Origin of the sequence: Nocardia nova, from assembly GCF_002933465.1 — a bacterium.
GTDB lineage: Bacteria > Actinomycetota > Actinomycetes > Mycobacteriales > Mycobacteriaceae > Nocardia > Nocardia nova_B.
This window is the reverse complement of the sequence record NZ_PSZE01000018.1, coordinates 62,043-81,767: the sequence shown is the minus strand read 5'-3', so window position 1 is coordinate 81,767 and position 19,725 is coordinate 62,043. Positions and strand designations below refer to the sequence as shown.

The window sequence follows — 19,725 nt, the reverse complement described above, 5'->3', positions numbered from 1 at the left end:
ACCGCCATCAGGCGCCGATGACATCGGTCAGTTCATCGCCGAATTGGGAGGAATTGTCAAAACCTGTGGTTCGGTGAGTTTCAGGCGACTTCCGATCCGGTGGTGTCGGCGGGGTCCGTTGATGACGCCGGGGTTGATGTCGCGGGGTCGTTCGAGCAGCTTGCCTTGGTGGAACAGGGCTCGGTTGCGGACGAGGGCGACGAGTTCGGGGGCGTTGGCTGTGCGCCACCGGGTCTGGGCTGCCTCGATCAGCTTGTAGGCCATGGCGATTCCGGCCGCGCGTGAGCCCGGCCCCTTGGTGACCTTCGTGCGAAGTCTCACCGTGGCGAAGGTGGATTCGATCGGACTTCACTGCGAGCTGGGCCTTGTCGATGTCCTCGGCGTTGTAGATATCCTTCATCGCCGGGGCGCACCGGGATGCGCTGATTTCGGGAGCGCGGCGAGAACGTTCGCGGATTTATGGAACCAGCATCGTTGCTCCCGGGTTTGCGGGAACACATCGCGCAGCGCTTTCCAGAACCCGAGCGCGCCGTCACCGACCGCGAGCACCGGGGCGGTCATGCCGCGGCGACAGGCATCACGCAGCAGATCAGCCCATGACTCGGTCGATTCGCGATAGCCGTCAGTGATCGCGACCAGTTCCTTGCGGCCGTCGGTGCGGACCCCGATCATCACCAGCAAGCAGAGTTTCTCCTGCTCCAAGCGCACTTCGACGTGGATGCCGTCGACCTACAGATACGCGTAATCGGTGCCCGAGAGGTCCCAGCAAGCGAACGCGGTGGCCTCGTCTGCCACTGGCCGGTCAGCCGGGTGACCGACGCCGGCGAGGGCCCGGCCCCGGAGCCCCTCACGCGCGATCTCATCGATCGGTGAACCCGACCCACCGGCCCCAGCACCACCCTGATCGGACTCGGAGCCGCCGTCGACTATTTTGAGCATGGGACCTACCTTCCCACCCGGCGTTGGCGCGCCAGGACTGATCAAACCTCGGATTCGAAGATCATCCGGGAAGGTACTCCCTCCCCGGTCATCCACAGGGTTTGATCATTGCTCGCGAACAATGGCCGAGCTCCGAAGCTCAGGGAGTCGGCGAGTGCCTGGCGTTCGATATCAGTCAGCGATTCGGCGAGGTGAGTGCAGTCGTGGTGCTGGGCGATGAATTGCTGTGCCCAGTAGATGGTTTCGCGGTTCGGCCATCGCGGGCACTGGATGGCCAAGGCGCCCGCGGTGTGCAGGATCGCGATCAATGCGCGCGTGGGGTCCTCGGCGGGCTGGGCGTCGAACAGCGCGCGTTGCAGTGAACGGCGCAGCGCCTGCTTGCCGGGCAGATCGGCGGTGGGCCATGTCGTGCGCGAGATCACGCCGCCGAGCCTGATCCGGTCGCGGCGCACCCGGCCGGCGGAGTGTAGTGCGTCCAGCGACCGCTGGCGAAGCCGCCGCGGTGACACCGTCGGCCGGTAGTTCGCTGCGCCACTGGCGTTGTCGGCGAGGGCAGCGACGGCTAAGGCGCGGCTGGCGGTATGCCTGTCGACCAGTAATCGACCGGTGTCGTCGTCGAGCAGCAGCCACATCAGATCGTGGGAAACCGGGGTCATGGCCACCACCGTGGGGCGGGGCGGCTGTGGAATCGCTGAGAGGTCGTGGCGCGCCGGTGATCAATTGGAACCGATTTCCTCAGGCCAAACTTCCGGGAGCATTCCAGTAGCGGCCAACGCTGAGGGGGCAGTTCACTTGGGGCTGATGCTGTCGATGTCGCGTTTACTTCCTCGGGCAGTGACGAGCCCGGCGCCGCCGTCGACAACGATCGCTTGGCCTGTGATCCAGTCCGAGCGCAACACGTTCACGATGCCGTCGGCAATGTATTCGGGTTTGCCCACTTCACCCAGCGGGGTCAACTCTTTGGTGAGCCTGACGTATTCCTCGTTGAAGAAGGGCGCTGTCATCGCCGTCCGGGTCGCTCCCGGGGCAGATGGCGTTGACGCGGATCCCGGCTTTTCCGAGTTCGAGGGCGGCGATACGGGTCAGGTGAATGACCGCCGCTTTCGAGGCCGAATAGATGGTCTCGGCGTCAGTGGATCGATACGCGAGCCGTTCACCATGAGCAAGCCTCCGAATGACGCATCCTGGCGACACATTGTGCATTATACTCTGGTTTTGTGTCAATAAAGGGGCTAGGCTGACCGAAGCCGGTCCTTCACGCCATCAGCTGAGTGGAGGGCCGGTGGGGCAACGCAAGCACGGAGCCCGAAGCCAACCGGGCCTCGTGCTCGCAGACAATCGCCTGAGAAAAGGAAGATTTATGGGATCCCTTGACGGTAAGGTCGCTCTGATCACCGGCGCCGCGCGCGGCCAGGGTCGCAGCCACGCCCTCCGTTTGGCGCAAGAAGGCGCCGACATCATTGCTATTGATATCTGCGATCAGATCGCCAGCGTTCCGTATCCGATGAGCACACCCGCGGATCTCGAGGAGACCGCCCGCCAGGTGGAAAAGCTCGACCGGCGGATCGTTGCGCGCCAAGCGGACGTCCGAGATTTCGAGGCCCTTCGTAACGCGTTCGAAGAGGGCTATGCAGAACTCGGTCGAATCGACATCATTCTGGCCAACGCAGGTATTGCGCCTATGACCTTGCACGAGAAGGATCCGAACCAGGCTTTCCTGGACACCGTTGCCGTGAACCTCTACGGGGTCCGCAACACCGTCCACGCTGCGGTCGGCAGGATGATAGAGCGTGGCGAGGGTGGTTCGATCGTGCTGACGAGTTCCACTCAAGGCCTCACCGGCCGCGGCGGCAACGGCACCGGCGGCATGGACGGCTACGTCGCCAGCAAGCATGGTCTAGTCGGCCTCATGCGCTCCTACGCGAATTGGCTCGCGCAGCACTCGATCCGCGTCAACAGCGTGCACCCGACCGGAGTCAACACCCCGATGATTGTGAATGACTCCATGGCCGAGTACCTCCAGAGCTCGGCGGATCAGATGTCCGCACTGACCAATCTGCTGGATGTGCCCGCGCTCGAATCCAGCGATGTCAGCGCCGCCGTCGCATGGCTCGTGTCCGACGAAGCCCGGTACGTCACCGGAGTGACGCTGCCGGTCGACGCTGGGTTCGTCGTCAAGTAGGCCTATGATCCGGCTTCGCGGGGTTGCTCCGCCGAAAGGCATCCGAAGAGGCCACAGCGCAGTAGTCAGCTTCATTTCGGCTGGGCGAGGTAACTCAGCTTCGGGATCTCGTAGGCCCGCTCGGGATCCCGAGGCCTCCCTCCGCAAGCCGGCAGCTCAGCATGTTCCTCTCCGACAGTCCAGCCGCCCGGTGCCGTCCAGGCCGGATTCGACCCCGGCGAGGTAGCCCCCATCCACCCAGATGGTCTGGCCGCTCAGATAGCTGGCACCTGTACCGACAAGGAAGCAGAGCACGCTGGCCTGTTCCTCGGCTGTCGCCAAGCGGCCGAGCGGTTTGGGGATCGCGTCGAGATAATCCTGGCCCAGCGATCTGACGCTGTAGTCGAGAATCGGCGTCTCGGTGAGTCCCTGTGCGGCGCAGTTGATCCGGATTCCTCGCCGCGCAAACTCCAAGGCCTTCGCTGCGGTGTAGCAAACCACCGCCTCCTTGGCGAGGTTGTAACCCGCCCCTGACCAAGCCGTCGACGCCGTCTCCGATCTTCCGGGCCGCTGCCGCGATCGATTCCGGTTCGTCGAGATCGACCTGATGGAATTCGAAGCCCAGTGCCGGCGCCTTCAAGTCCAGTCCGATGACTCGGGCGCCGCGCTCCAGCAACTGAGTGGCCGTCGCCGCGCCGATTCCGGAACTACACCCGGTAACTACGACCGTCCGTAATCCCCCGTCGATGTACTCGTCATGGGTCGATCTCCTTGCAAGGCAAGCTTCGCCGAATTGTATGTCAACTGCTCAAATAGTGCACTGCGGTCGAAATCGCATATCTTTCGACTTGGTTGCGCAATGGATTCGGCTGTATTCGAACCAGGGGCGGTTCCCAGTGCATCCCCGGCGCTCGACCGCTCAGTGTCGCGCAACCGATGCGATATTGTACACAATCGACATGTTCGGTGTGCTGAGCGACCGATGGATTGGGCTAAAATCGGCGCATGACAGCTTTCGGACCGGGTGTCGCGTCGAGAGCGCAGGCCACCCGTTCGCTCGAAGTCGCCGAGCGCCTGCGGCAGGAGGTGCTGCAGGGAGTAATCAAACCTGGCGCACGGCTTCGGCAGAGCGAGGTTGCCGCTCGATTCGGAGTGAGTACCACCCCGGTTCGAGAGGCATTCGCGACACTGTCCCAGGAGGGGCTGATGCGGCGCGACGCGAATCGCGGCGTCGTTGTCTTCGAACCGTCAGTTCATGAACTGCGCGAGACATACGAGATTCGTCTCGAACTGGAGCCTCTGGCTACACGGCTTGCGACACCCCGACTCGCCGATGTCGACATCGACATGCTCGACGCAATCATCACCGAGATGCACGAGACGACCGATCCTATCCGTCGTGACCGGCTCAACCGCGAGTTGCACGCACAGATCTACGCCAAGGCCGATCGCCCCCGCCTGTCGGGGATCATCGATCAGCTCCGCGACGCCTCTGCCGTGTATCTTCGGTTTCTTTCCCAGGCTGCATCGAGCGGCAGCGGCTATCGCGCTGAAGCCGATACCGAACACCGCAAGATAACCGCCGCTCTGCGGCGCCGAGACGCGGTCGCAGCGGGAGAGGCTGTGCGCGAACATCTCGCCCACTCTCAGAAACACATCGAGGCCGTCATAGGAGCGGGTGCCGTCGGGTTGAGGTGATACCCACCTTGCAGAACGGTGTCGTGTCATTTCCGAACAAGCAGCACTGCTAACGGCAGCAACCGCCAATGATCAATAGTTGGTTGTCTCGGGAACGTACATCGGTGTACATTCCGGAGATTCTCGTCCGCGATGTCCGGTTTCGCTGTCAGAGCCGGTAGAAGTCGCGGGCGAGTTGGAACGAGGTGCGGCCGTCGTCGATGTCGCAGTACACGTAGTCGGTGGTGGAGTAGCACTCCACGTGGCCGAGGCGGGTGGTCTGGCCGTAGTCGAGGACCGGTAGATCGGGCGCGGCGACGGTATCGCCGGCGCAAATGAACTGCGGGGCTCGATCGACCGACATCGCGACCGAGTGGCCGTAACCGGTGTCGCCGCAGCCGCCGGCGGGACGTGGTGGCGGGGTGAATGTGTAGTCCACGATGTCGCAGCGCACGCCGGTGCCGTCGGATTCGATAGCGCAGGCGATATTCGACGACGGTGTGCGAAACGCGCTGTAGGAGTGCTGATCTCCGCCGGGGTGGGCCCACGCCGCCCCGGCCGCCGCGACGAGTAGCGCGACGGGCGCCGCGACCGTCGTGGTGAGCCGCTGTAGCCTCCGGCGGTTGCGCGTCGAATCATGCTCGGAGGCTGGGTGACTGGAATTCGGGCCGCCCTGCGGCGCAGACGTTCTAGCTCGATTCGAGAGGGCAGCCGGTTCGTTCGACGGGCGGGCCGCTACGGTATGTCGCTGCGTCGAACTGCTCACTGCCGATGCCGGTTTCGCTGCTTTCATGGCCTCACTGCTTTCGGTTGTACGGAGAGTGGCCCGATTATCGTGGACGCTGCTTAACAGATCCTTGTCGTCTTCTGCGGTATGTCCGGTTCGTGAGGCATTCCAGTCCGGGTGCGATAAGGTGCCCGCCGGGAGGTACGGGTGGTGACGCGATTGCTGCCCGGCGAGATATTCGCCGGCTATCGGATTGTGCGGCGGCTTGGGGCCGGCGGAATGGGCACGGTGTACGTTGCGGAGCATCCGCGACTACCGCGCCTCGACGCGATCAAGATCCTGGCTCCAGAACTGGCCACCGATCCGGAGTTTCGGGCGCGTTTCCAGCGTGAGGCCGAGTTGGCGGCGCGCATCGACCATCCGAACGTGGTCGCGGTACGCGATCGTGGTGTGGAGGGGGATCTGGCTTGGATCGCGATGCAATACGTCGAGGGCCAGGACGCGGCGGCACTGCTACGTGCACAGGGACCGCTGTCGCCGGAGCGGGCGGTACGAATCATCACCGAGGCGGCAGCAGGACTGGACGCGGTGCACCAGGCCGGACTACTCCATCGAGACGTGAAACCGCCCAACATTCTACTGTCCACCGACGGTGCGGTACGCATCACCGATTTCGGCATTGCCCGCCCGGCTGAATCCGGCACCGCGCTGACCCGCACCGGCACGATCCTGGCCAGTATCGCGTATGCGGCGCCGGAACAATTCGAGGGCGGGGCGATCGACCACCGCGCCGACGTCTACGCACTCGGCGCGACATTGTACGAATTACTCACCGGCACAGCTCCATTCGCTGGACGAGCACCCGCCGCGATCATGGCCGCGCATCTGAGCGCGCCACCGCCGCGACCCTCCACAGCGGGCGGCCACCTTCCCGTAGCGATGGACGAGGTCATAGCCCGAGCGATGGCGAAGAACCCGCGCGAACGGTATTCCAGCTGTGCTGAACTGGCGGATGCGGCGCGGCGGGCATCGGTCGAAGGGCTGCCACCTTCGAGCATGAACAACCCTGTGCCGCAGCCCAACACATCTGTCATTTCCCGAGGCGGACCGATACCGGTTCCCGGGGAGGGATCCTCGGGTGCGGGCATCGGCCTCGGCGGGCGCGTGAATCCTCGAGGCGGCCAGGTGTTCCCGAGCGAGAGAACGCATGCGACGTTCGGCACCGGTAGCTCTTCCGGATCGGCGCAAACTATCGGCGGGGTCGGCAATCGCGCGTTACAGCGGCCCGGCGGTGCCACGACGCATCCTGCGCGCGGAGGGAGGCCTGGGCCCGCGTCCGGAAGTTCCCGGCTGATGCTGATCGGTGGTGGCCTCGCCGCGGTGGTTCTGATCGCGGTGGTGATCGCGATCGCCGTGCGATTCGGTGCCTTCGGTTCCGGCCGTGCCATCCCGTCAGACACCGCAACCGCTGCCCCCGTCACCACGTCAGCGGTGGCAACCGAACCGAGTACCGGGCGTTTCAGCGCGACGGTGACGACCACCGCCCAAGGATCGGCGGCGTGGGGACCGGTCGCCTATATCGTCGACACTTTTCCGGGGCTATTGCCGGCCACCCCGGACGGCACCGGCTATCAAGGCCTACGGTGCGATCTCGGGGAATCCGACGCGCGCCGCCTGCACTGTCCGTCGGAGCAGGGTTTCAGCGTCAATATATGGTGTGATCCGGGTCGGACGCCGCAAACCTACTCCGCCGATCCGGGCTTGGCGGACGTGCACGAGCAGCGCTGGACTCGGACCTCCGGCACCGGAACTGTGCGCTGGGCCAGTGACAGCTATTCCGGATTCGGCTTGTTATCGGTGGCATTCGACGATCCGGGCCGCGATTTCTGCGTGGTGACGGCCTCGGGCGGCTCGGGTGCAGCCGATGTCTATGACAACTGGTGGACCCACGCGCCGATCTGAGCCGTCCAGTGTCGGCAGGGCCCGTCGGCGGCTCACCCCATGGCGGAGTGCGTGTGGTGCTCGACCTCCCGAAGGTGCCTGTGACTCGTCACGCCGGGGCAAGGGCTTTCGGATTCGGGCATCGGTCTCGCGGTCTATACCTCGATTTGTGAGCCCATGATGATGGTCCGGTCGCGCGGGAGGCCGAAGTAGTCGGCGGCGTCGGCGGTGATGTAGGAGGTGGCGATGAACAGGCGTTTGCGCCATGAGGCCATGGTGGGCGCGGCGCCGCGGCGGAGTTCGATGGTGGACAGGAAGTACGAGGCGCGGTCGAGGTCGAGGGGGCCTTCGGTGTCTCGTGGGTCGACGAGTGTGAGTGCGTGGGGAATGTCGGGGGTTTCCATGTAGCCGTAGCGGGCGGTGACGTGGGTGATGCCGTCGTCGGGCGGCCCCAGCGGGTCGGTGGTGATGCGTTCACTGTCGGGGATGCGGGGGACGGGTTCGGTGTGAATGGACAGGATCACGATGTGGTGGTGGCGCACGTGGTTGTGTTCGACGTTGGCCCGCAACGCGAGTGGAGCGGTTTCCTTGCCGCGGTTGAGGAAGATGGCGGTGCCGGGAACAAGCGTCGCGGTGGGTGTGCCTTCGGCGAGTTCGTCGACGAATTGCCGCAGTGATCCTTCTCGTCGGATTCGTTCGGCGGTCACGATCTGGCGGCCGCGTTGCCACGTTGTCATGACTGTGAATGCGGTGAGGCCGATCAGCAGTGGCAGCCATGCGCCGTGCGCGAATTTGGTGAGATTGGCGGCGACGAACAGCAGATCGACGGTCAGCAGGGGGAGTGCTCCGGCGGCGAGTATCCAGTGGGGGATGTGCCAGCGGCTTCGTGCGACGTAGAAGAAGAGCAGGGTGGTGATGGTGATGGTTCCCGTCACGGCCATGCCGAAGGCGAAGGCCAGCGCGGTCGAGCTGCGGAACGCGAAGACGAGGGTGAGTACCGAGACCATCAGCAACCAGTTGATCCACGGGACGTAGATCTGGCCGATCGTGGATTCGGAGGTGTGGGCGATGCGCAGCCGCGGCAGGTAGCCCAGTTGCGCGGCCTGGGAGGCGACGGAATACGCGCCGGTGATCACCGCTTGTGAGGCGATGACCGTGGCGGCGGTGGCCAGCAGCACCAGTGGCAGTCGTGCCCAGCCCGGTGCCAACAGGAAGAAGGGGCTGCTGATATTCCCGGCGTCGTCGAGGATGAGGGCGCCTTGCCCGAGGTAGCTGAGTGTGCAGGCGGGAAAGACGAGGATCAGCCACGCGCGGGTGATGGAGCGACGCCCGAAATGCCCCATGTCCGCGTAGAGCGCCTCGGCGCCGGTCACCGCGAGCACGATCGCGGCGAGCGCGAAGAACGCGGTCCCGAAGTGTCCGGCCAGAAACCCCAGCGCATACGTGGGCGAAAGCGCTTGCAGGATGCGGGGATTGTGCGCGATGCCGCCGATGCCGCAGGTCCCGATGGTGAGGAACCAGGCGATCATGATGGGGCCGAACAGCCGTCCGACCGTGGCGGTGCCGCGGCGTTGCACGATGAACAGCGCCACGATGATCACGACCGTCACCGGGATGACAAGGTCTTTCAACGCCGGCTCGACGACCTTGATGCCCTCGACCGAGGACAGTACCGAGATTGCCGGCGTGATCATGCTGTCACCGAAAAACAATGAGGCGCCGAAGATTCCGAGCGCGGCCAGGCCGATGGCCGTCTTTCGCCCGCGTGGTGAACTCCACCGGCGCAGTAGCGTGATCAAGGCCATGATGCCGCCCTCGCCGTCGTTGTCGGCGCGCATCGCGAGCAGAACGTAGGTGACGGTGACGATGATCATCACCGACCAGAACACCAACGACACCACGCCGAACACGTTGCTCGTGTTCACCGGCACGGGATGGGGGTCGCCGGGGTCGAAGACGGTTTGCAGGGTGTAGATCGGGCTCGTCCCGATATCGCCGAACACCACGCCCAGGGCGCCGACCACGACACCCCAGCGCACGGTATCGCGCTGGCTCGGCGGCTGACCTGGTTCCACCTCGAACGCGGGGCCGCCTCCGATGGTGCCTTTCGCCCCTGTCATGCTGCTCCTCCACGTTGTGGTGTCACGCCAGTCGGACGATACAGCGCACGGCCTTCGACGCGGGGACCGGCGCGGGTCGTGGCCGGTCAGCGGCGAATCGAAGCTCTCAGCAGTGGGCAGGGCGTCGGCCGCCCATTACGCCTTTTCCCGAATCGGGATAGCACGGCGGGGATCTTCGATGCGGCCGTCAGCGCCCGGAACTGCCAGCTCATCTCGCGGACCAGAACTCGGCGTGGGCCTCGGAAGTTGACCAACCGCACGCCTGTTCATTCGGATCGTCGTTCCAGCTCGAGGACACACGAACGGTCTCGGGCTCAGGGTGGGGTCGGGGCATTCCCTGTGGTCGGGTCAGACCTGCGGGCGATGCGGGGCTCGGTGTGGTCGTGTCACCGTGCAGGTATGGGTTCGATGCGGAGGATTCGGCGGATCGTGGCGGGCGGGGTCGCCGCGATGTTCGCCCTGACGGCCTGCGACTCGGGTCGCAATACCGATGTGCAACCGCTTTCCGACAGTGATCGGGCCGCGGTGCGGCAGGCGCTGGACGCGGCGGTGGCGACCGGTCTGCCCGGTGTGCAAGTGGTCGTCACCGAGGGCGGCCGGGACTGGACCGCCTCGGCAGGTGTGGGAAACATCGATTCCGCGGCGCCGTTCCCGAATCATGCTGTCGTCCGGGCCGGCAGCAACACCAAGGCCTTCGTCGCCGCGGCGATGATGCAGCTGGTGGCCGAGGGGCGGGTCGACCTGGATGCACCGGTGGAAAGGTATCTGCCGGGAACGGTGCGAGGCGAGAGGATCGAGGGCAGCCGCATCACCGTGCGAAATCTGATGCAGCACACCAGCGGTGTGCCGGAGTATCTGGAGCTACCGGAGCTCGACGTCGACTACGACGTGATGCTCACCCAACACCACGACGCCGCCGATCTGGTGCAACGCGCGCTGTCGACCATGCCGGCGCACTTCCCTCCGGGCGAGAAGGCCGAGTACAGCAACACCAACTATCTGCTGGTGGGGATGGTCCTCGAAAAGGTAACCGGGCATCCCGTCGGCGAAGAGGTCACCCGCCGAATCATCGAGCCACTCGATTTGCGCCACACGTATTTTCCGGCCGCCGGTGACCTCGGGCTGCGCGACCCGCATCCACAGAGCTATGAAGACGACAACGGCGCCCGCGTCGACGTCACGCGGTTGGACACCACCTGGGCGGGAGCAGCCGGTGCGCTGGTCTCCACCGGCGAGGAGCTGAACCGATTCTTCACCGCGCTGCTCGCCGGAAAACTCGTGGCGCCGACCCAACTGGCGCAGATGCAACGCGACATCGCACCACTCACCAACCGGCCCGCCGGTATCGACTACGGACTCGGCCTGGCCCGGTTGGCAGTACCGTGCGACACCCAGGTGTGGGGGCACGGCGGATCGATCCCAGGCTTTCGCACCTACGCGGGGGTCACAGCCGTGGGCCGCGCGGTGACCGTGGTGGCCAATCAGCGACCCACCGATCCCGCCTCCGCCACAGCCCTGCAGCACGTATTCGACGCCGCGGTGTGCGCCCGCACGTGACCCGAATGGGGCGTACGGCCGGCCCGGTCCGGAGAACGCGCACCCCTACCTGGTGCAGCCCACGGCCGAAGCTCGTGCTGGCGCACCTCGGCATTCGTCCCGGAAGGCGGCCGGGGAACGCTGTGACCGACAGCAGTGATCGAGACGAAAGTCGTTGTCGGACACAGTATCTGATCGATCGTAGGGCTGCCGATATGCCGCCCGTCGGGTCTGCGCGGTGGGAGGGGCGCCGATGAGCGCCGCCATTGCCACTGCTGGGTCACGCCTCGGATCACCTGCCCCCGTTCGCATGACGTGAGTTGTCGATCCTTGGTGGCGGGCTGCTCGTGCTGTTGATCACGCGGTGGTGGCGGTTTCCGCTGTGGGCGGGATGGAACGCTGGTGGGTGACCGATCTGTGGGCCGACAGTGACGGCTTCCTGTGCTGGTATGCCCGCGACGGAGGCTATCCCGGCGCGGTGCCGATCACGACGATCGTGCCGTGAACCGCCAGCGGGCGATATCGGCGCCGATGTCGGTCGCGGGTGGTTCGTGATAGAGCCATTCGCGGGCGAGGCGGTGCCAGTTGTTGGTGGTGTGTAGTTGTCCGAGTACGGCGTAGGTGAACAGGTCCGCGCGGCGGGAGAACACGTGCTCGGGTGGGAGGCGCTGGTGGCGCATGCCGCGGAACTCGGCCGTGCGGGGGTCGACGGCGAGAACCACTGCGCTGGTGGCCAATTCGGGGGTGACGGTGATGTCCTCGTCGATCAGGTGCCAGCCGGTCGCGGCCCAGATGTAGCCGAGGCATTCCTCGGGCGTGACTCCGGCGTCGGGATCGACGATGCCCCGTGCGACCCAGGAGTGGTAGATGTGCTCGGCGCGGTATTCGCCTGCGGCGCGGATGATCTCGCGTTCGAGTTCGACGTCGGCGGGACTCATGGCGGTGTAGAGCCCGAAATCGACGAACGCGAGTCGCCCGTCCGAGGTGAGCAGAATATTGCCCGGATGCGGGTCGCCGCAGAACTCGTGGTCGGTGAACAGGGAAGTGATGTAGAAGCGGTAGATCAGCTCGCCGATGCGGGTGCGGTCGGCGTCGGGCAGGGATTGCAGGTGCTGGAACGGTTCGCCGACGACCAGCTCGGTGACCAGAACGTTGGGTCCGCAGCAGTGTTCGATGCTGTCGGGCACGCTGATGTAGGGATGGCCGCGGTAACGGGTCGCGACGTGGTGCTGGGTGCGGGCCTCGCGGTGGTAGTCGAGTTCGCTGCCGATGTTGCGGGCGATTTCGGCGAGCACGTCGTCGTCGGCGGCGCTGGGCAGGATCGCCTTCCACAGGCGGCTGATCATCATCAGGTTGCGCATATCGGCGTCGACGGCGCGGTCGACGCCGGGGTATTTGACCTTGACCGCGACCGCTCGTCCGTCGCGTAGTCGCGCGCGGTAGACCTGCCCGATGGAGGCGGCGGCGATCGGCGTTTCGTCGAAGTCGGCGAAGATCCGCGCCATCGGGCCGAGATCGTTCTCGATCACCGCGCGCATGGCGGGGAACGGGAACGCCGGCGCCTGGTCGCGCAGTTGCGCGAGTTTGGTGCGGAACATCTCGCGTTGTTCTTCGGGAAGGAGGTCGAGGTCGAGCACCGACAGCATCTGCCCGAGCTTCATCGCCGCGCCCTTCATCCCGCCGAGCACGGTGACCAGCTGCTGGGCGGCCTGCATCGCCGAGCGTTCACTCAAGCGCCGGCGCGCTTCTTCGGTGCGGCCCACCATCGACAGCCGGGTGCCGACCCCGCGCAGCGCCTGTCCCGCGGCGAGCCGGCCCACTTTGCTGCCACGCGAGATACGGCCGTGGGGAACCCGGTTGCTCACTGATACACCTCCATCCGTTCGGACCTGCCGCTCACCGCGCCGGACCGAGTGGGGCGAGGCGAGGCCAAGCTACCGGCCCGCCCGTGACTGTTCGGCGGTTCGGATCCACTCGCGTGGATATCACGAAAATACGCGGCCGACGTGGGAACAGCACACAGCCGCCGACGAGCGCCGAGAAAAAAGAGGTTTGGGCCCGCGCGGCGGGGGTTGTATACGAGTGTGATGTACGGCGGTGGCGAGGAGATGAGTGTCTTGGTGGATGACAGCGGCTTGAGCGTCGAGGTCGACCGGACCGGCGGCGCGCTCGTCATATCGGCGCACGGCGATGTCGACGCGATGACGGCCGATCAGTTGCAGCGTGTGCTCGACCGGATGAGCGCGGCGTTCGAGGATGCCGATCAGGCCGCGCCGGTGATCGATCTGTCCGGAGTGGGTTTCCTGGGCTCAGCCGGTCTGAGCGTGCTGCACGCGGCCGCGACCACGGTGACTCCCCGCCGGTTGCGGGTGGTCGCGTCCGGGGCCGCCAAACGGGTCATCCAGGTCACCGGCCTGGATCGGATGGTCTCGGTGTACGACGATCTGCCCAGTGCCGGCGTCGCCGCGCGCTGACCCGACGGCAGAACGCCGCCGGGTGGCGTAACCCACGGGAGCGCCGACGCGCTGGTCGAGGCGGGCGATACCGCGGCGAGCCTTGTAACGGCAACGTTGCACTGGCACGCCGGGAGGACGATTCTGGAAGCCATGCGCGCCCGTGACGTGGAGATCGGGCATACCTATGTGGTGCTGGTCCCGCATCGACTGCCGGTCGCCCGCTATCCCGACCGCGAGCGACTGGGGACATCGATGTGGGTGGCGAGCCTGCTCACCGGCGCCCGTTTCCGGCTCACGGTCTCCAACGTCGACTACGACACCGATCCGGTGACGGTCGAGGGTCTGCGACTCATCGAACGCTCGCACACCGAGATCACGCTCACCGACGACCAGGCCGCAGCCCTGGGCTTGGCAACGAAACAGGGATATCGCATGGTGGGATCACTCGTGGACCGTACCGGCCGAGTGGCGTGCCTGCCCTCGATCGAACCGATCCGGGTACCGGTGCGCTGGCTGCGTTCGGCCGACGATCCCCGGCTGGCGCGGTCCACCCACCGCGATGCGGACCTGTGGCCCTTCATGTGAAGAGTCGTCACGGACCGCGCTACCGGAACGATCTCCACCGGCCATAATTGTGTCGTGCGGCGCAACGGCATGGACAACGACCCCGAGCACACGGCGGGAGAAACGGCAGCAGCTGATCCGAGCATTGTGCCGCGGGTCGGATCCTTCCGGTTCTGGTTCGCGACGCGGTGCTGGGAGTGGTCGGAAGAGGTGTACCGGATGCACGGCTACCGCCCCGGCAGCGTGGTGCCGACCACCGAGCTGCTGCTCTCGCACAAACACCCCGACGACCGCGACGATGTGGCGGCTCGCATCGCCCGCGCGGTCGATATGGGCGAATCGTTCTCCAGCCGGCATCGGTTCATCGACACCGCAGGGCAGGTGCACCACGTGATGGTGGTCGCCGACCGCCTCTACGACGATGCCGGAGCAGTCATCGGTACGGCCGGCTTCTACATCGACCTCACCGAGACCCTGGCCGAGAGCGAGCGCGAAACTCTGTCGGCGGCCCTGCCCGACGTGATCGAGCACCGCGCGGTGATCGAACAGGCCAAGGGTGTGCTGATGTGGATGTATCGCGTCAATGCCGAACAAGCGTTCAAGATTCTGTCCTGGCGCTCTCAGGAGACCAACACCAAACTCCGCGACCTGGCCGCCCAGCTGGTCGCCGAACTGGAGACGCTTCCGGAAGCGCAGCCGCACACGCTCACCGCCTTCGACCACCTGCTGCTCACCGCTCACACCCGCATACCGCGCCGTCCCCGCTGAATCAGGCGCGGGCCCGCTCGCGGGCCAGGGATCGATCGCGGTGCTCCTCGAAGCGCGGGATCTGCACCAGTTCCATATTCTCCAGAAAGGCGCCCAGTCGTTCCCGGGCCTGTTCGCCGCGTGGACCGAAGTCGTTGCGGCCGAAGATGTCCCATTGCCGGATCACCGGTTCGAGCACGTCCTCGTAGTGCTGGCGCAGATCGTAGACGCCGTGTTTGGCCATCAGCACTCCGTTGCGGCGGAAGTTGGGCATTCCGGCGCCGGGCATCTTGAAGTTCTCGACGATGATGTCGATGGCCGTCATCGCCTGATCGGGAACGAGATCCAACGCGGCGGCGCACATGGTCCGGTAGAAGATCATGTGCAGGTTCTCGTCGAGCGCGACGCGCTGCAACATGCGGTCGGCGATCGGATCGGCGCACACCTTGGCGGTGTTGCGGTGGCTGACGCGGGTGGCCAGTTCCTGAAAGCTGACGTACGCAACCGAATACAGGAAACCCGCTTCGCCGTCGAGGAGCCGGGCCACCCCCGGGGTGAAGCCGTTGGTCATATGGGTCATGCGGGTGTTCTCGAGCGCGACCGGGTCGACGCCACGGGTGATCACGAGGTAGTCGCGCAGCACGACGGAGTGGCGGTTCTCCTCGGCGGTCCAGCGGCCCACCCACGTTCCCCAGGCGCCGTCCTGAGAGAAGTTCTCGGCGATCTCGCGGTGGTAGGAGGGCAGGTTGTCCTCGGTGAGCAGGTTGGTCACTAGCGCCGCCTTCGCCACCTCGCTGAGCGTGGATTGCCCGGGCTCCCAATCGGTTCCGCCCAGCATGGCGAAGTTGCGGCCGACGTCCCAGGGGACGTAGTCGTGCGGATGCCACTCCTTGACCATCGACAGATGCCGGTCCACTGCCGTGGCGGCGACCGGTTCGAGTTCGGTGAGGATTTCCCGTTGCGTCAACTCGCGTGCCACGCTGGTGATCTACCTTTCGGTGTCGAATGCGACCTCGGCACAGGGTGTGACGAGGGTGAGGTCCGCGTCGTAGCGGCGGTACAGCAGATGTCCCCGCCCGGTGCAGGCGTCGGCGTAGAACAGGAACGGCAGGCCGTGCTCGCACAGGCGCTCCACCGCCGCGGCTTCGGTGAGGATGGGTGTCGGGCGCGAGTGCACCGTGAAGACCCGGCCCCCGGTATCGGACGGCGGATGCATCCGCGACCGGCGCGCCAGCCGCAGCCCCGACGGGCCCGCGCGGTAGACGACGGCATCCTCACCGGTTTCGGCGTCGACGAACAGGTGCACGTCGAAGTCGAGCGTGTCCATCATCGCCGCGGCCGACTTCGGGCGCACGGTGTCGAGTGGGAACACCTTGCGGCGCACGATCTTTCCGACTCCAGGGTCGGCCAGCGCCGGTCGCGCCGGATCCGGCCACTCCCGGGCGGTTGCGCCGGTGAGTTGCCGTTCCAGCCGGACCACCACCGACAGCACCTCGTTGGGCCCGCGGGTGCGCACCTGCATCCGGACCGGGCGATCGGGTAGTACGAGATTCACTTGAACCAGCAGGGATTCGGTCTCACCGGGAGCGGCGGTCACCCGTACCCGGGCGCCGCCGGTAACGGTGTGGCGCGCCAGCAGCCGGCCCACCGCCCCGGCCACGCGCTCGGCCTCGAGTGCGGGTACCGGCCCGCAGGTGAAGATGACGATGTCCGGGAACGCTGCCGACGACCATGCCTGAGATTCCCGCAACACCCGCTCGCCCTCTTTCGCTCACCCGACCCGTTTCGACGCACGACAACTGTGCCGACGCCGACGGTGGCGCCCAAGAGCCGAAAGTCCCTTCGAGAAACCACGAAATGCCCGATCGGATATTCCGATCGGGCTTCGGGGGGCCGAGGTCAGACGGTTGTGACGACCTCGTCGTACTCCAGCCGCGGGGAGCGCGGGTACCAGGCGTCGGGGCCCGGCTTGCCGATATTGACCACGACCAGCGCACGGTGCGTGCCCTCGGGGAAGAACTCCTTGTCGACACCGGCGGCGTCGAACCCGTTCATCGGACCGGCGGCCAGGCCCGCGGCGCGGACGCCGAGGATGAAGTAGCCCACCTGGATCAGTGCGTTGAACCGTGCCGATTCGGCCCGGTAGTCGTCGTCGGCGAAGTAGTCCTTGGCGTCGGGCGCGTGCGGGAAGACCTTCGGCAGGTGGTCGTGGAAGTTCAGGTCTGCGGCCAGAATCGCGGTCAGCGGCGCCTTCTCGGTCTTGGGCTTGTTGTTGTCGAGCATATGCTCGACGAGGGCGGCGCGGGCCTCGGCGCCGCGCACCAGCACGATACGCAGCGGCTGCTGATTCATCGAGGTCGGCGCGTATTTGATCAGGTCGTAGATGTCGCGGATCTGCTCGTCGCTCACCGGTTCGTCGGTGAAGGTGTTGGCGGTGCGGGCCGTGCGGAACAGCAGGTCCTGGGCTTGCGCCGCGAGGGTCAGGCGGGTGGTGGGTTGAGCGGTGCTCACAGCGTAACTCCTTGTCGGGGTTGTGGTTTCGGTCAGTCGTGGGTGACTCGGCGGGAGCGGGTGCGCAGTTCACCGTCGATGCGGACGAGCACGTCGTGCACCACACAGCTCGGCGCGATCTCCGGCGCGGCGCCGGGCCGGATCTTGACCACCAGGCAGTACATCGTGGCGACGATGCTGCCGTCCTCGCGCGGGGAGAGGTTGATCATGTTGAACCAGTGCCGGCGTTGCATCGGATCGCTGTCGAAGCGTTTGTGGAACTCCACCAGATCCGACACGATCCCGGCGCGGGTGCGCGCGGGCGGGCGGCCCGGTGTGTGCTCGAATTCGGCGTCTTCGGTGAAGGTTTCGGCGTAGCCGGTGATGTCGCGGTTGTCCAGGCGCTGCATCTGATCGGCGTAGAACTGCTGGACCTCGGCGTACAGCTCGGCACGGCTGGCGACAGTGGTCATGGACGGCTCCTCGGAAGACGGTGTGGCGGCCGCCGGGATTCCGGGCGGACCTCGATCGCGCTCCACGGTCGCCGACGGCACTCGAGATTCGGTCGAGCCCGCACCGGTTTGACCGGTCTTATAGGGCCTTTCGCGACGCTGGTGGCCGGACGGGCCGGTGTAACCGGATCCAGCACCGATGGAGGAGATATGGCGGACAGTCAGCGCGTGGCGTTGGTCAGCGGAGCGACCAGCGGGATGGGCTTGCAGATCACGAAAAACCTGGCGGCACAGGGTGTTGCGGTGTTCATCTGTGCCCGGGACGAGCAGCGGGTGGCCGATACGGCCAAGCAGTTGCAGGACGACGGATTCGCGGTGGACGGAGTGGGCTGCGACGTCCGCGACGCCGCCCAGATCCGGGAGTACGTCGACGCCGGGGTACGGCGATTCGGGCCGGTCGACATCCTGGTCAACAACGCCGGGCGCAGCGGTGGCGGCGTGACCGCGCAGATCGAGGACGAGCTGTGGCTCGATGTGATCGAAACCAACCTGCACAGCGTCTTCTATGCCACCAAGGCCGCGCTCACGGCCGGCGGCATGCTCGACCGGGGCAGCGGGCGGATCGTCAACATCGCCTCGACCGGGGGTAAGCAGGGTGTCCTCCACGGCGCGCCCTATTCGGCCTCCAAGCACGGGGTCGTCGGCTTCACCAAGGCGCTGGGGCTGGAGCTGGCCAAGACCGGAATCACGGTGAACGCGGTCTGCCCGGGGTTCGTGGAAACGCCGATGGCCGAACGGGTTCGGGAGGTGTACTCGGGTCTGTGGGGTGTCGACACCGACGAGGTACACGCGCAGGTGAGCGCCCGCGTGCCGATCGGCCGCTATGTCCGGGTCGACGAGGTGGCCGCGATGATCGACTACCTGATCTCGCCGGCCGCCACCGCCGTGACCGCACAGGCATTGAATGTCTGTGGCGGCCTGGGCAACTACTGACCACGGAGCGCCGTCATGACAACAATGGACGAGAACGTCACCCCTGCACGGGAACTCGATGCCGCTCAGCACGACTATCTGCAAGTGCTCGACGCCATCCAGTCGGGCGCGCTGCGGCTGCTGGCCGGCTTCCCCGCACAGCCCAGCGGGTTGCGGATCCAGGTCGGTGCGGTGACCGTCGAGGCCCAGTGGCCACAGGGGCCGGCGGAGGCGGTCGTGGGTGCGGGCGCGGCCCCGGCACCCGCGACCGATTCCGCGAGCGAGGTGACGGTCGCCGATCCGGTGATCCGCGCACCCAGCGTGGGAGTGTTCTATCGGAGCCCGCAGCCCGGTGCCGAGCCGTTCGTGGCGGTCGGCGACCGTGTGTCGCCGGGGCGTCAGGTCGGCATCGTGGAGGCGATGAAGCTGATGATCCCGGTGACGGCCGAGGCGGGCGGGGTCGTCACCGCGATCCTCAAACAGGACGGTGAATCCGTGCAATTCGACGAACCTCTGTTCTCGTACTCGCCGGAGTGATCACCACGGACGGGTGGACCTGCGCCAGGTGAGAATGCGGCGCTGGGTCCGCCCGTCCACCTGCGCGGCGCCGATCAGGGTCAGCACGTCACCGTCGAGTGACATCTGGCGTACCTGCTCGGTGCCGGCCCAGGCCGGATTGGAGCAGACACTGATCGCGTGCACCACCGCCGTTCCCGCCGTGCGCCAGGTTCCGGCGTAGCCCATGAACGGGGTCGCCGCGGCGGTGTCGCCGGTGCGCATCATGCTCACCGAGACCGAGCCCTGTGCGGTATAGATCAGCAGACCACGCGGCGCCGGGCCCAGTGGCCCCTCGCTGCGCACGTCCGCGTCGTCGATGTCGTAGTAGGACACCAGTTCCCAGGTGCCGACGAGATCAGTCGCAGTCATGGTCCTCACGATGCGT

At 66.1% G+C, this 19,725-nt stretch carries 22 protein-coding genes and 2 pseudogenes; 10 read left to right on the top strand and 14 right to left on the bottom strand.

Annotated features, from left to right (window positions below; translation table 11 throughout):
• Positions 1-80 precede the first annotated feature (80 nt).
• The 4 genes and pseudogenes from C5E41_RS21150 to C5E41_RS36275 form a co-directional block, all read right to left on the bottom strand.
• Positions 81-845: pseudogene (locus tag C5E41_RS21150) on the bottom strand (transposase); the annotation flags it as partial.
• 135 nt (positions 846-980) lie between these two features.
• A complete protein-coding gene (locus tag C5E41_RS21145; RefSeq protein WP_104377529.1) occupies positions 981-1,595 on the bottom strand; it encodes a GPP34 family phosphoprotein in 615 nt (204 codons plus the stop codon).
• A 132-nt stretch (positions 1,596-1,727) separates the two neighbouring features.
• Positions 1,728-1,943 (bottom strand): hypothetical protein, encoded by a 216-nt coding sequence (locus tag C5E41_RS33395; RefSeq protein ID WP_146097626.1) that lies wholly within the window; start codon positions 1,941-1,943, stop codon positions 1,728-1,730.
• A complete protein-coding gene (locus tag C5E41_RS36275; RefSeq protein ID WP_104377528.1) occupies positions 1,879-2,142 on the bottom strand; it encodes an SDR family oxidoreductase in 264 nt (87 codons plus the stop codon). The genes C5E41_RS33395 and C5E41_RS36275 overlap by 65 nt, the downstream gene beginning before the upstream one ends.
• Before the next feature lie 157 nt (positions 2,143-2,299).
• On the opposite strand from C5E41_RS36275, the gene C5E41_RS21135 reads away from it, so the two are divergent.
• The gene (locus tag C5E41_RS21135; protein ID WP_104377527.1) at positions 2,300-3,121 is read left to right on the top strand and encodes a mycofactocin-coupled SDR family oxidoreductase; all 822 of its coding nucleotides are present in this window, start codon (positions 2,300-2,302) and stop codon (positions 3,119-3,121) included.
• A 156-nt stretch (positions 3,122-3,277) separates the two neighbouring features.
• Here the strand turns inward: C5E41_RS21135 and C5E41_RS36270 are convergent, their stop codons facing one another.
• Positions 3,278-3,601, bottom strand: a complete 324-nt coding sequence (locus C5E41_RS36270; RefSeq protein WP_439956452.1) for an SDR family oxidoreductase — start codon at positions 3,599-3,601, stop codon at positions 3,278-3,280.
• A 115-nt stretch (positions 3,602-3,716) separates the two neighbouring features.
• Positions 3,717-3,776: pseudogene (locus C5E41_RS36265) on the bottom strand (hypothetical protein); the annotation flags it as partial.
• Between the two features lie 329 nt (positions 3,777-4,105).
• On the opposite strand from C5E41_RS36265, the gene C5E41_RS21125 reads away from it, so the two are divergent.
• Entirely contained in the window at positions 4,106-4,798 is a 693-nt protein-coding gene (locus C5E41_RS21125; RefSeq protein ID WP_104377526.1) for a GntR family transcriptional regulator, read from the top strand.
• Positions 4,799-4,946: 148 nt separating this feature from the next.
• Here the strand turns inward: C5E41_RS21125 and C5E41_RS33390 are convergent, their stop codons facing one another.
• A complete protein-coding gene (locus tag C5E41_RS33390) occupies positions 4,947-5,570 on the bottom strand; it encodes a DUF6636 domain-containing protein (RefSeq protein WP_146097625.1) in 624 nt (207 codons plus the stop codon).
• Positions 5,571-5,714: 144 nt separating this feature from the next.
• Between C5E41_RS33390 and C5E41_RS21115 the strand changes: the two genes are divergently transcribed.
• Entirely contained in the window at positions 5,715-7,466 is a 1,752-nt protein-coding gene (locus C5E41_RS21115) for a serine/threonine-protein kinase (RefSeq protein ID WP_258081138.1), read from the top strand.
• Positions 7,467-7,600: 134 nt separating this feature from the next.
• On the opposite strand, the gene C5E41_RS21110 is transcribed toward C5E41_RS21115, so the two are convergent.
• Positions 7,601-9,565 carry a potassium transporter Kup gene (locus C5E41_RS21110; protein WP_104377523.1) on the bottom strand — a complete coding sequence of 655 codons (1,965 nt, stop codon included), beginning with the start codon at positions 9,563-9,565 and terminating at the stop codon, positions 7,601-7,603.
• 399 nt (positions 9,566-9,964) lie between these two features.
• Here C5E41_RS21110 and C5E41_RS21105 point away from each other — a divergent pair, with 399 nt between their 5' ends.
• Together C5E41_RS21105 and C5E41_RS34010 are read left to right on the top strand one after the other, a co-directional pair.
• Complete coding sequence (locus C5E41_RS21105) at positions 9,965-11,122, top strand: serine hydrolase domain-containing protein (protein WP_181063347.1); 1,158 nt, start codon at positions 9,965-9,967, stop codon at positions 11,120-11,122.
• 346 nt (positions 11,123-11,468) lie between these two features.
• Positions 11,469-11,606: a hypothetical protein gene (locus C5E41_RS34010; protein WP_181063346.1), complete on the top strand. Its 138-nt coding sequence runs from the start codon at positions 11,469-11,471 to the stop codon at positions 11,604-11,606.
• Here C5E41_RS34010 and C5E41_RS21100 read toward each other — a convergent pair.
• Positions 11,587-12,966 (bottom strand): ABC1 kinase family protein, encoded by a 1,380-nt coding sequence (locus C5E41_RS21100; protein WP_104377521.1) that lies wholly within the window; start codon positions 12,964-12,966, stop codon positions 11,587-11,589. The genes C5E41_RS34010 and C5E41_RS21100 overlap by 20 nt on opposite strands.
• Positions 12,967-13,209: 243 nt before the next feature.
• Here C5E41_RS21100 and C5E41_RS21095 point away from each other — a divergent pair, with 243 nt between their 5' ends.
• The 3 genes from C5E41_RS21095 (at position 13,210) to C5E41_RS21085 (ending at position 14,889) form a co-directional block, all read left to right on the top strand.
• Positions 13,210-13,575, top strand: coding sequence for an STAS domain-containing protein (locus C5E41_RS21095; RefSeq protein WP_181063345.1), 366 nt, complete (start codon positions 13,210-13,212; stop codon positions 13,573-13,575).
• 132 nt (positions 13,576-13,707) lie between these two features.
• Positions 13,708-14,142, top strand: coding sequence for a hypothetical protein (locus C5E41_RS21090; RefSeq protein WP_104377519.1), 435 nt, complete (start codon positions 13,708-13,710; stop codon positions 14,140-14,142).
• A gap of 54 nt (positions 14,143-14,196) precedes the next feature.
• Positions 14,197-14,889, top strand: a complete 693-nt coding sequence (locus C5E41_RS21085; RefSeq protein WP_258081137.1) for a PAS and ANTAR domain-containing protein — start codon at positions 14,197-14,199, stop codon at positions 14,887-14,889.
• Position 14,890: 1 nt separating this feature from the next.
• Here C5E41_RS21085 and C5E41_RS21080 read toward each other — a convergent pair whose 3' ends face one another.
• The 4 genes from C5E41_RS21080 to C5E41_RS21065 form a co-directional block, all read right to left on the bottom strand.
• Positions 14,891-15,847, bottom strand: a complete 957-nt coding sequence (locus C5E41_RS21080; RefSeq protein WP_104377518.1) for an acyl-ACP desaturase — start codon at positions 15,845-15,847, stop codon at positions 14,891-14,893.
• Positions 15,848-15,856: 9 nt separating this feature from the next.
• On the bottom strand, positions 15,857-16,621 hold the full coding sequence (locus C5E41_RS21075) for a sigma 54 modulation/S30EA ribosomal C-terminal domain-containing protein (protein ID WP_104377517.1): 765 nt from the start codon (positions 16,619-16,621) through the stop codon (positions 15,857-15,859).
• A 146-nt stretch (positions 16,622-16,767) separates the two neighbouring features.
• On the bottom strand, positions 16,768-17,379 hold the full coding sequence (locus tag C5E41_RS21070) for a malonic semialdehyde reductase (protein WP_104377516.1): 612 nt from the start codon (positions 17,377-17,379) through the stop codon (positions 16,768-16,770).
• A gap of 32 nt (positions 17,380-17,411) precedes the next feature.
• Positions 17,412-17,831 (bottom strand): nuclear transport factor 2 family protein, encoded by a 420-nt coding sequence (locus tag C5E41_RS21065; protein WP_104377578.1) that lies wholly within the window; start codon positions 17,829-17,831, stop codon positions 17,412-17,414.
• 189 nt (positions 17,832-18,020) lie between these two features.
• On the opposite strand from C5E41_RS21065, the gene C5E41_RS21060 reads away from it, so the two are divergent.
• Both C5E41_RS21060 and C5E41_RS21055 read left to right on the top strand, forming a co-directional pair.
• Positions 18,021-18,803 (top strand): SDR family NAD(P)-dependent oxidoreductase, encoded by a 783-nt coding sequence (locus tag C5E41_RS21060; RefSeq protein WP_104377515.1) that lies wholly within the window; start codon positions 18,021-18,023, stop codon positions 18,801-18,803.
• Positions 18,804-18,818: 15 nt separating this feature from the next.
• On the top strand, positions 18,819-19,319 hold the full coding sequence (locus C5E41_RS21055; protein ID WP_104377514.1) for an acetyl-CoA carboxylase biotin carboxyl carrier protein: 501 nt from the start codon (positions 18,819-18,821) through the stop codon (positions 19,317-19,319).
• Here C5E41_RS21055 and C5E41_RS21050 read toward each other — a convergent pair whose 3' ends face one another.
• Positions 19,320-19,709, bottom strand: coding sequence for a lipocalin-like domain-containing protein (locus tag C5E41_RS21050; protein WP_104377513.1), 390 nt, complete (start codon positions 19,707-19,709; stop codon positions 19,320-19,322).
• Positions 19,710-19,725: the final 16 nt, after the last annotated feature.

Coding starts and splice junctions, on each gene's coding strand:
- C5E41_RS21145 (WP_104377529.1), bottom strand. CDS start 1,595: ATGACCCCGGTTTCCCACGATCTGATGTGGCTGCTGCTCGACGACGAC.
- C5E41_RS33395 (WP_146097626.1), bottom strand. CDS start 1,943: ATGACAGCGCCCTTCTTCAACGAGGAATACGTCAGGCTCACCAAAGAG.
- C5E41_RS36275 (WP_104377528.1), bottom strand. CDS start 2,142: ATGCACAATGTGTCGCCAGGATGCGTCATTCGGAGGCTTGCTCATGGT.
- C5E41_RS21135 (WP_104377527.1), top strand. CDS start 2,300: ATGGGATCCCTTGACGGTAAGGTCGCTCTGATCACCGGCGCCGCGCGC.
- C5E41_RS21125 (WP_104377526.1), top strand. CDS start 4,106: ATGACAGCTTTCGGACCGGGTGTCGCGTCGAGAGCGCAGGCCACCCGT.
- C5E41_RS33390 (WP_146097625.1), bottom strand. CDS start 5,570: ATGAAAGCAGCGAAACCGGCATCGGCAGTGAGCAGTTCGACGCAGCGA.
- C5E41_RS21110 (WP_104377523.1), bottom strand. CDS start 9,565: ATGACAGGGGCGAAAGGCACCATCGGAGGCGGCCCCGCGTTCGAGGTG.
- C5E41_RS21105 (WP_181063347.1), top strand. CDS start 9,965: ATGGGTTCGATGCGGAGGATTCGGCGGATCGTGGCGGGCGGGGTCGCC.
- C5E41_RS21095 (WP_181063345.1), top strand. CDS start 13,210: ATGAGTGTCTTGGTGGATGACAGCGGCTTGAGCGTCGAGGTCGACCGG.
- C5E41_RS21090 (WP_104377519.1), top strand. CDS start 13,708: ATGCGCGCCCGTGACGTGGAGATCGGGCATACCTATGTGGTGCTGGTC.
- C5E41_RS21065 (WP_104377578.1), bottom strand. CDS start 17,831: ATGACCACTGTCGCCAGCCGTGCCGAGCTGTACGCCGAGGTCCAGCAG.
- C5E41_RS21060 (WP_104377515.1), top strand. CDS start 18,021: ATGGCGGACAGTCAGCGCGTGGCGTTGGTCAGCGGAGCGACCAGCGGG.
- C5E41_RS21055 (WP_104377514.1), top strand. CDS start 18,819: ATGACAACAATGGACGAGAACGTCACCCCTGCACGGGAACTCGATGCC.
- C5E41_RS21050 (WP_104377513.1), bottom strand. CDS start 19,709: ATGACTGCGACTGATCTCGTCGGCACCTGGGAACTGGTGTCCTACTAC.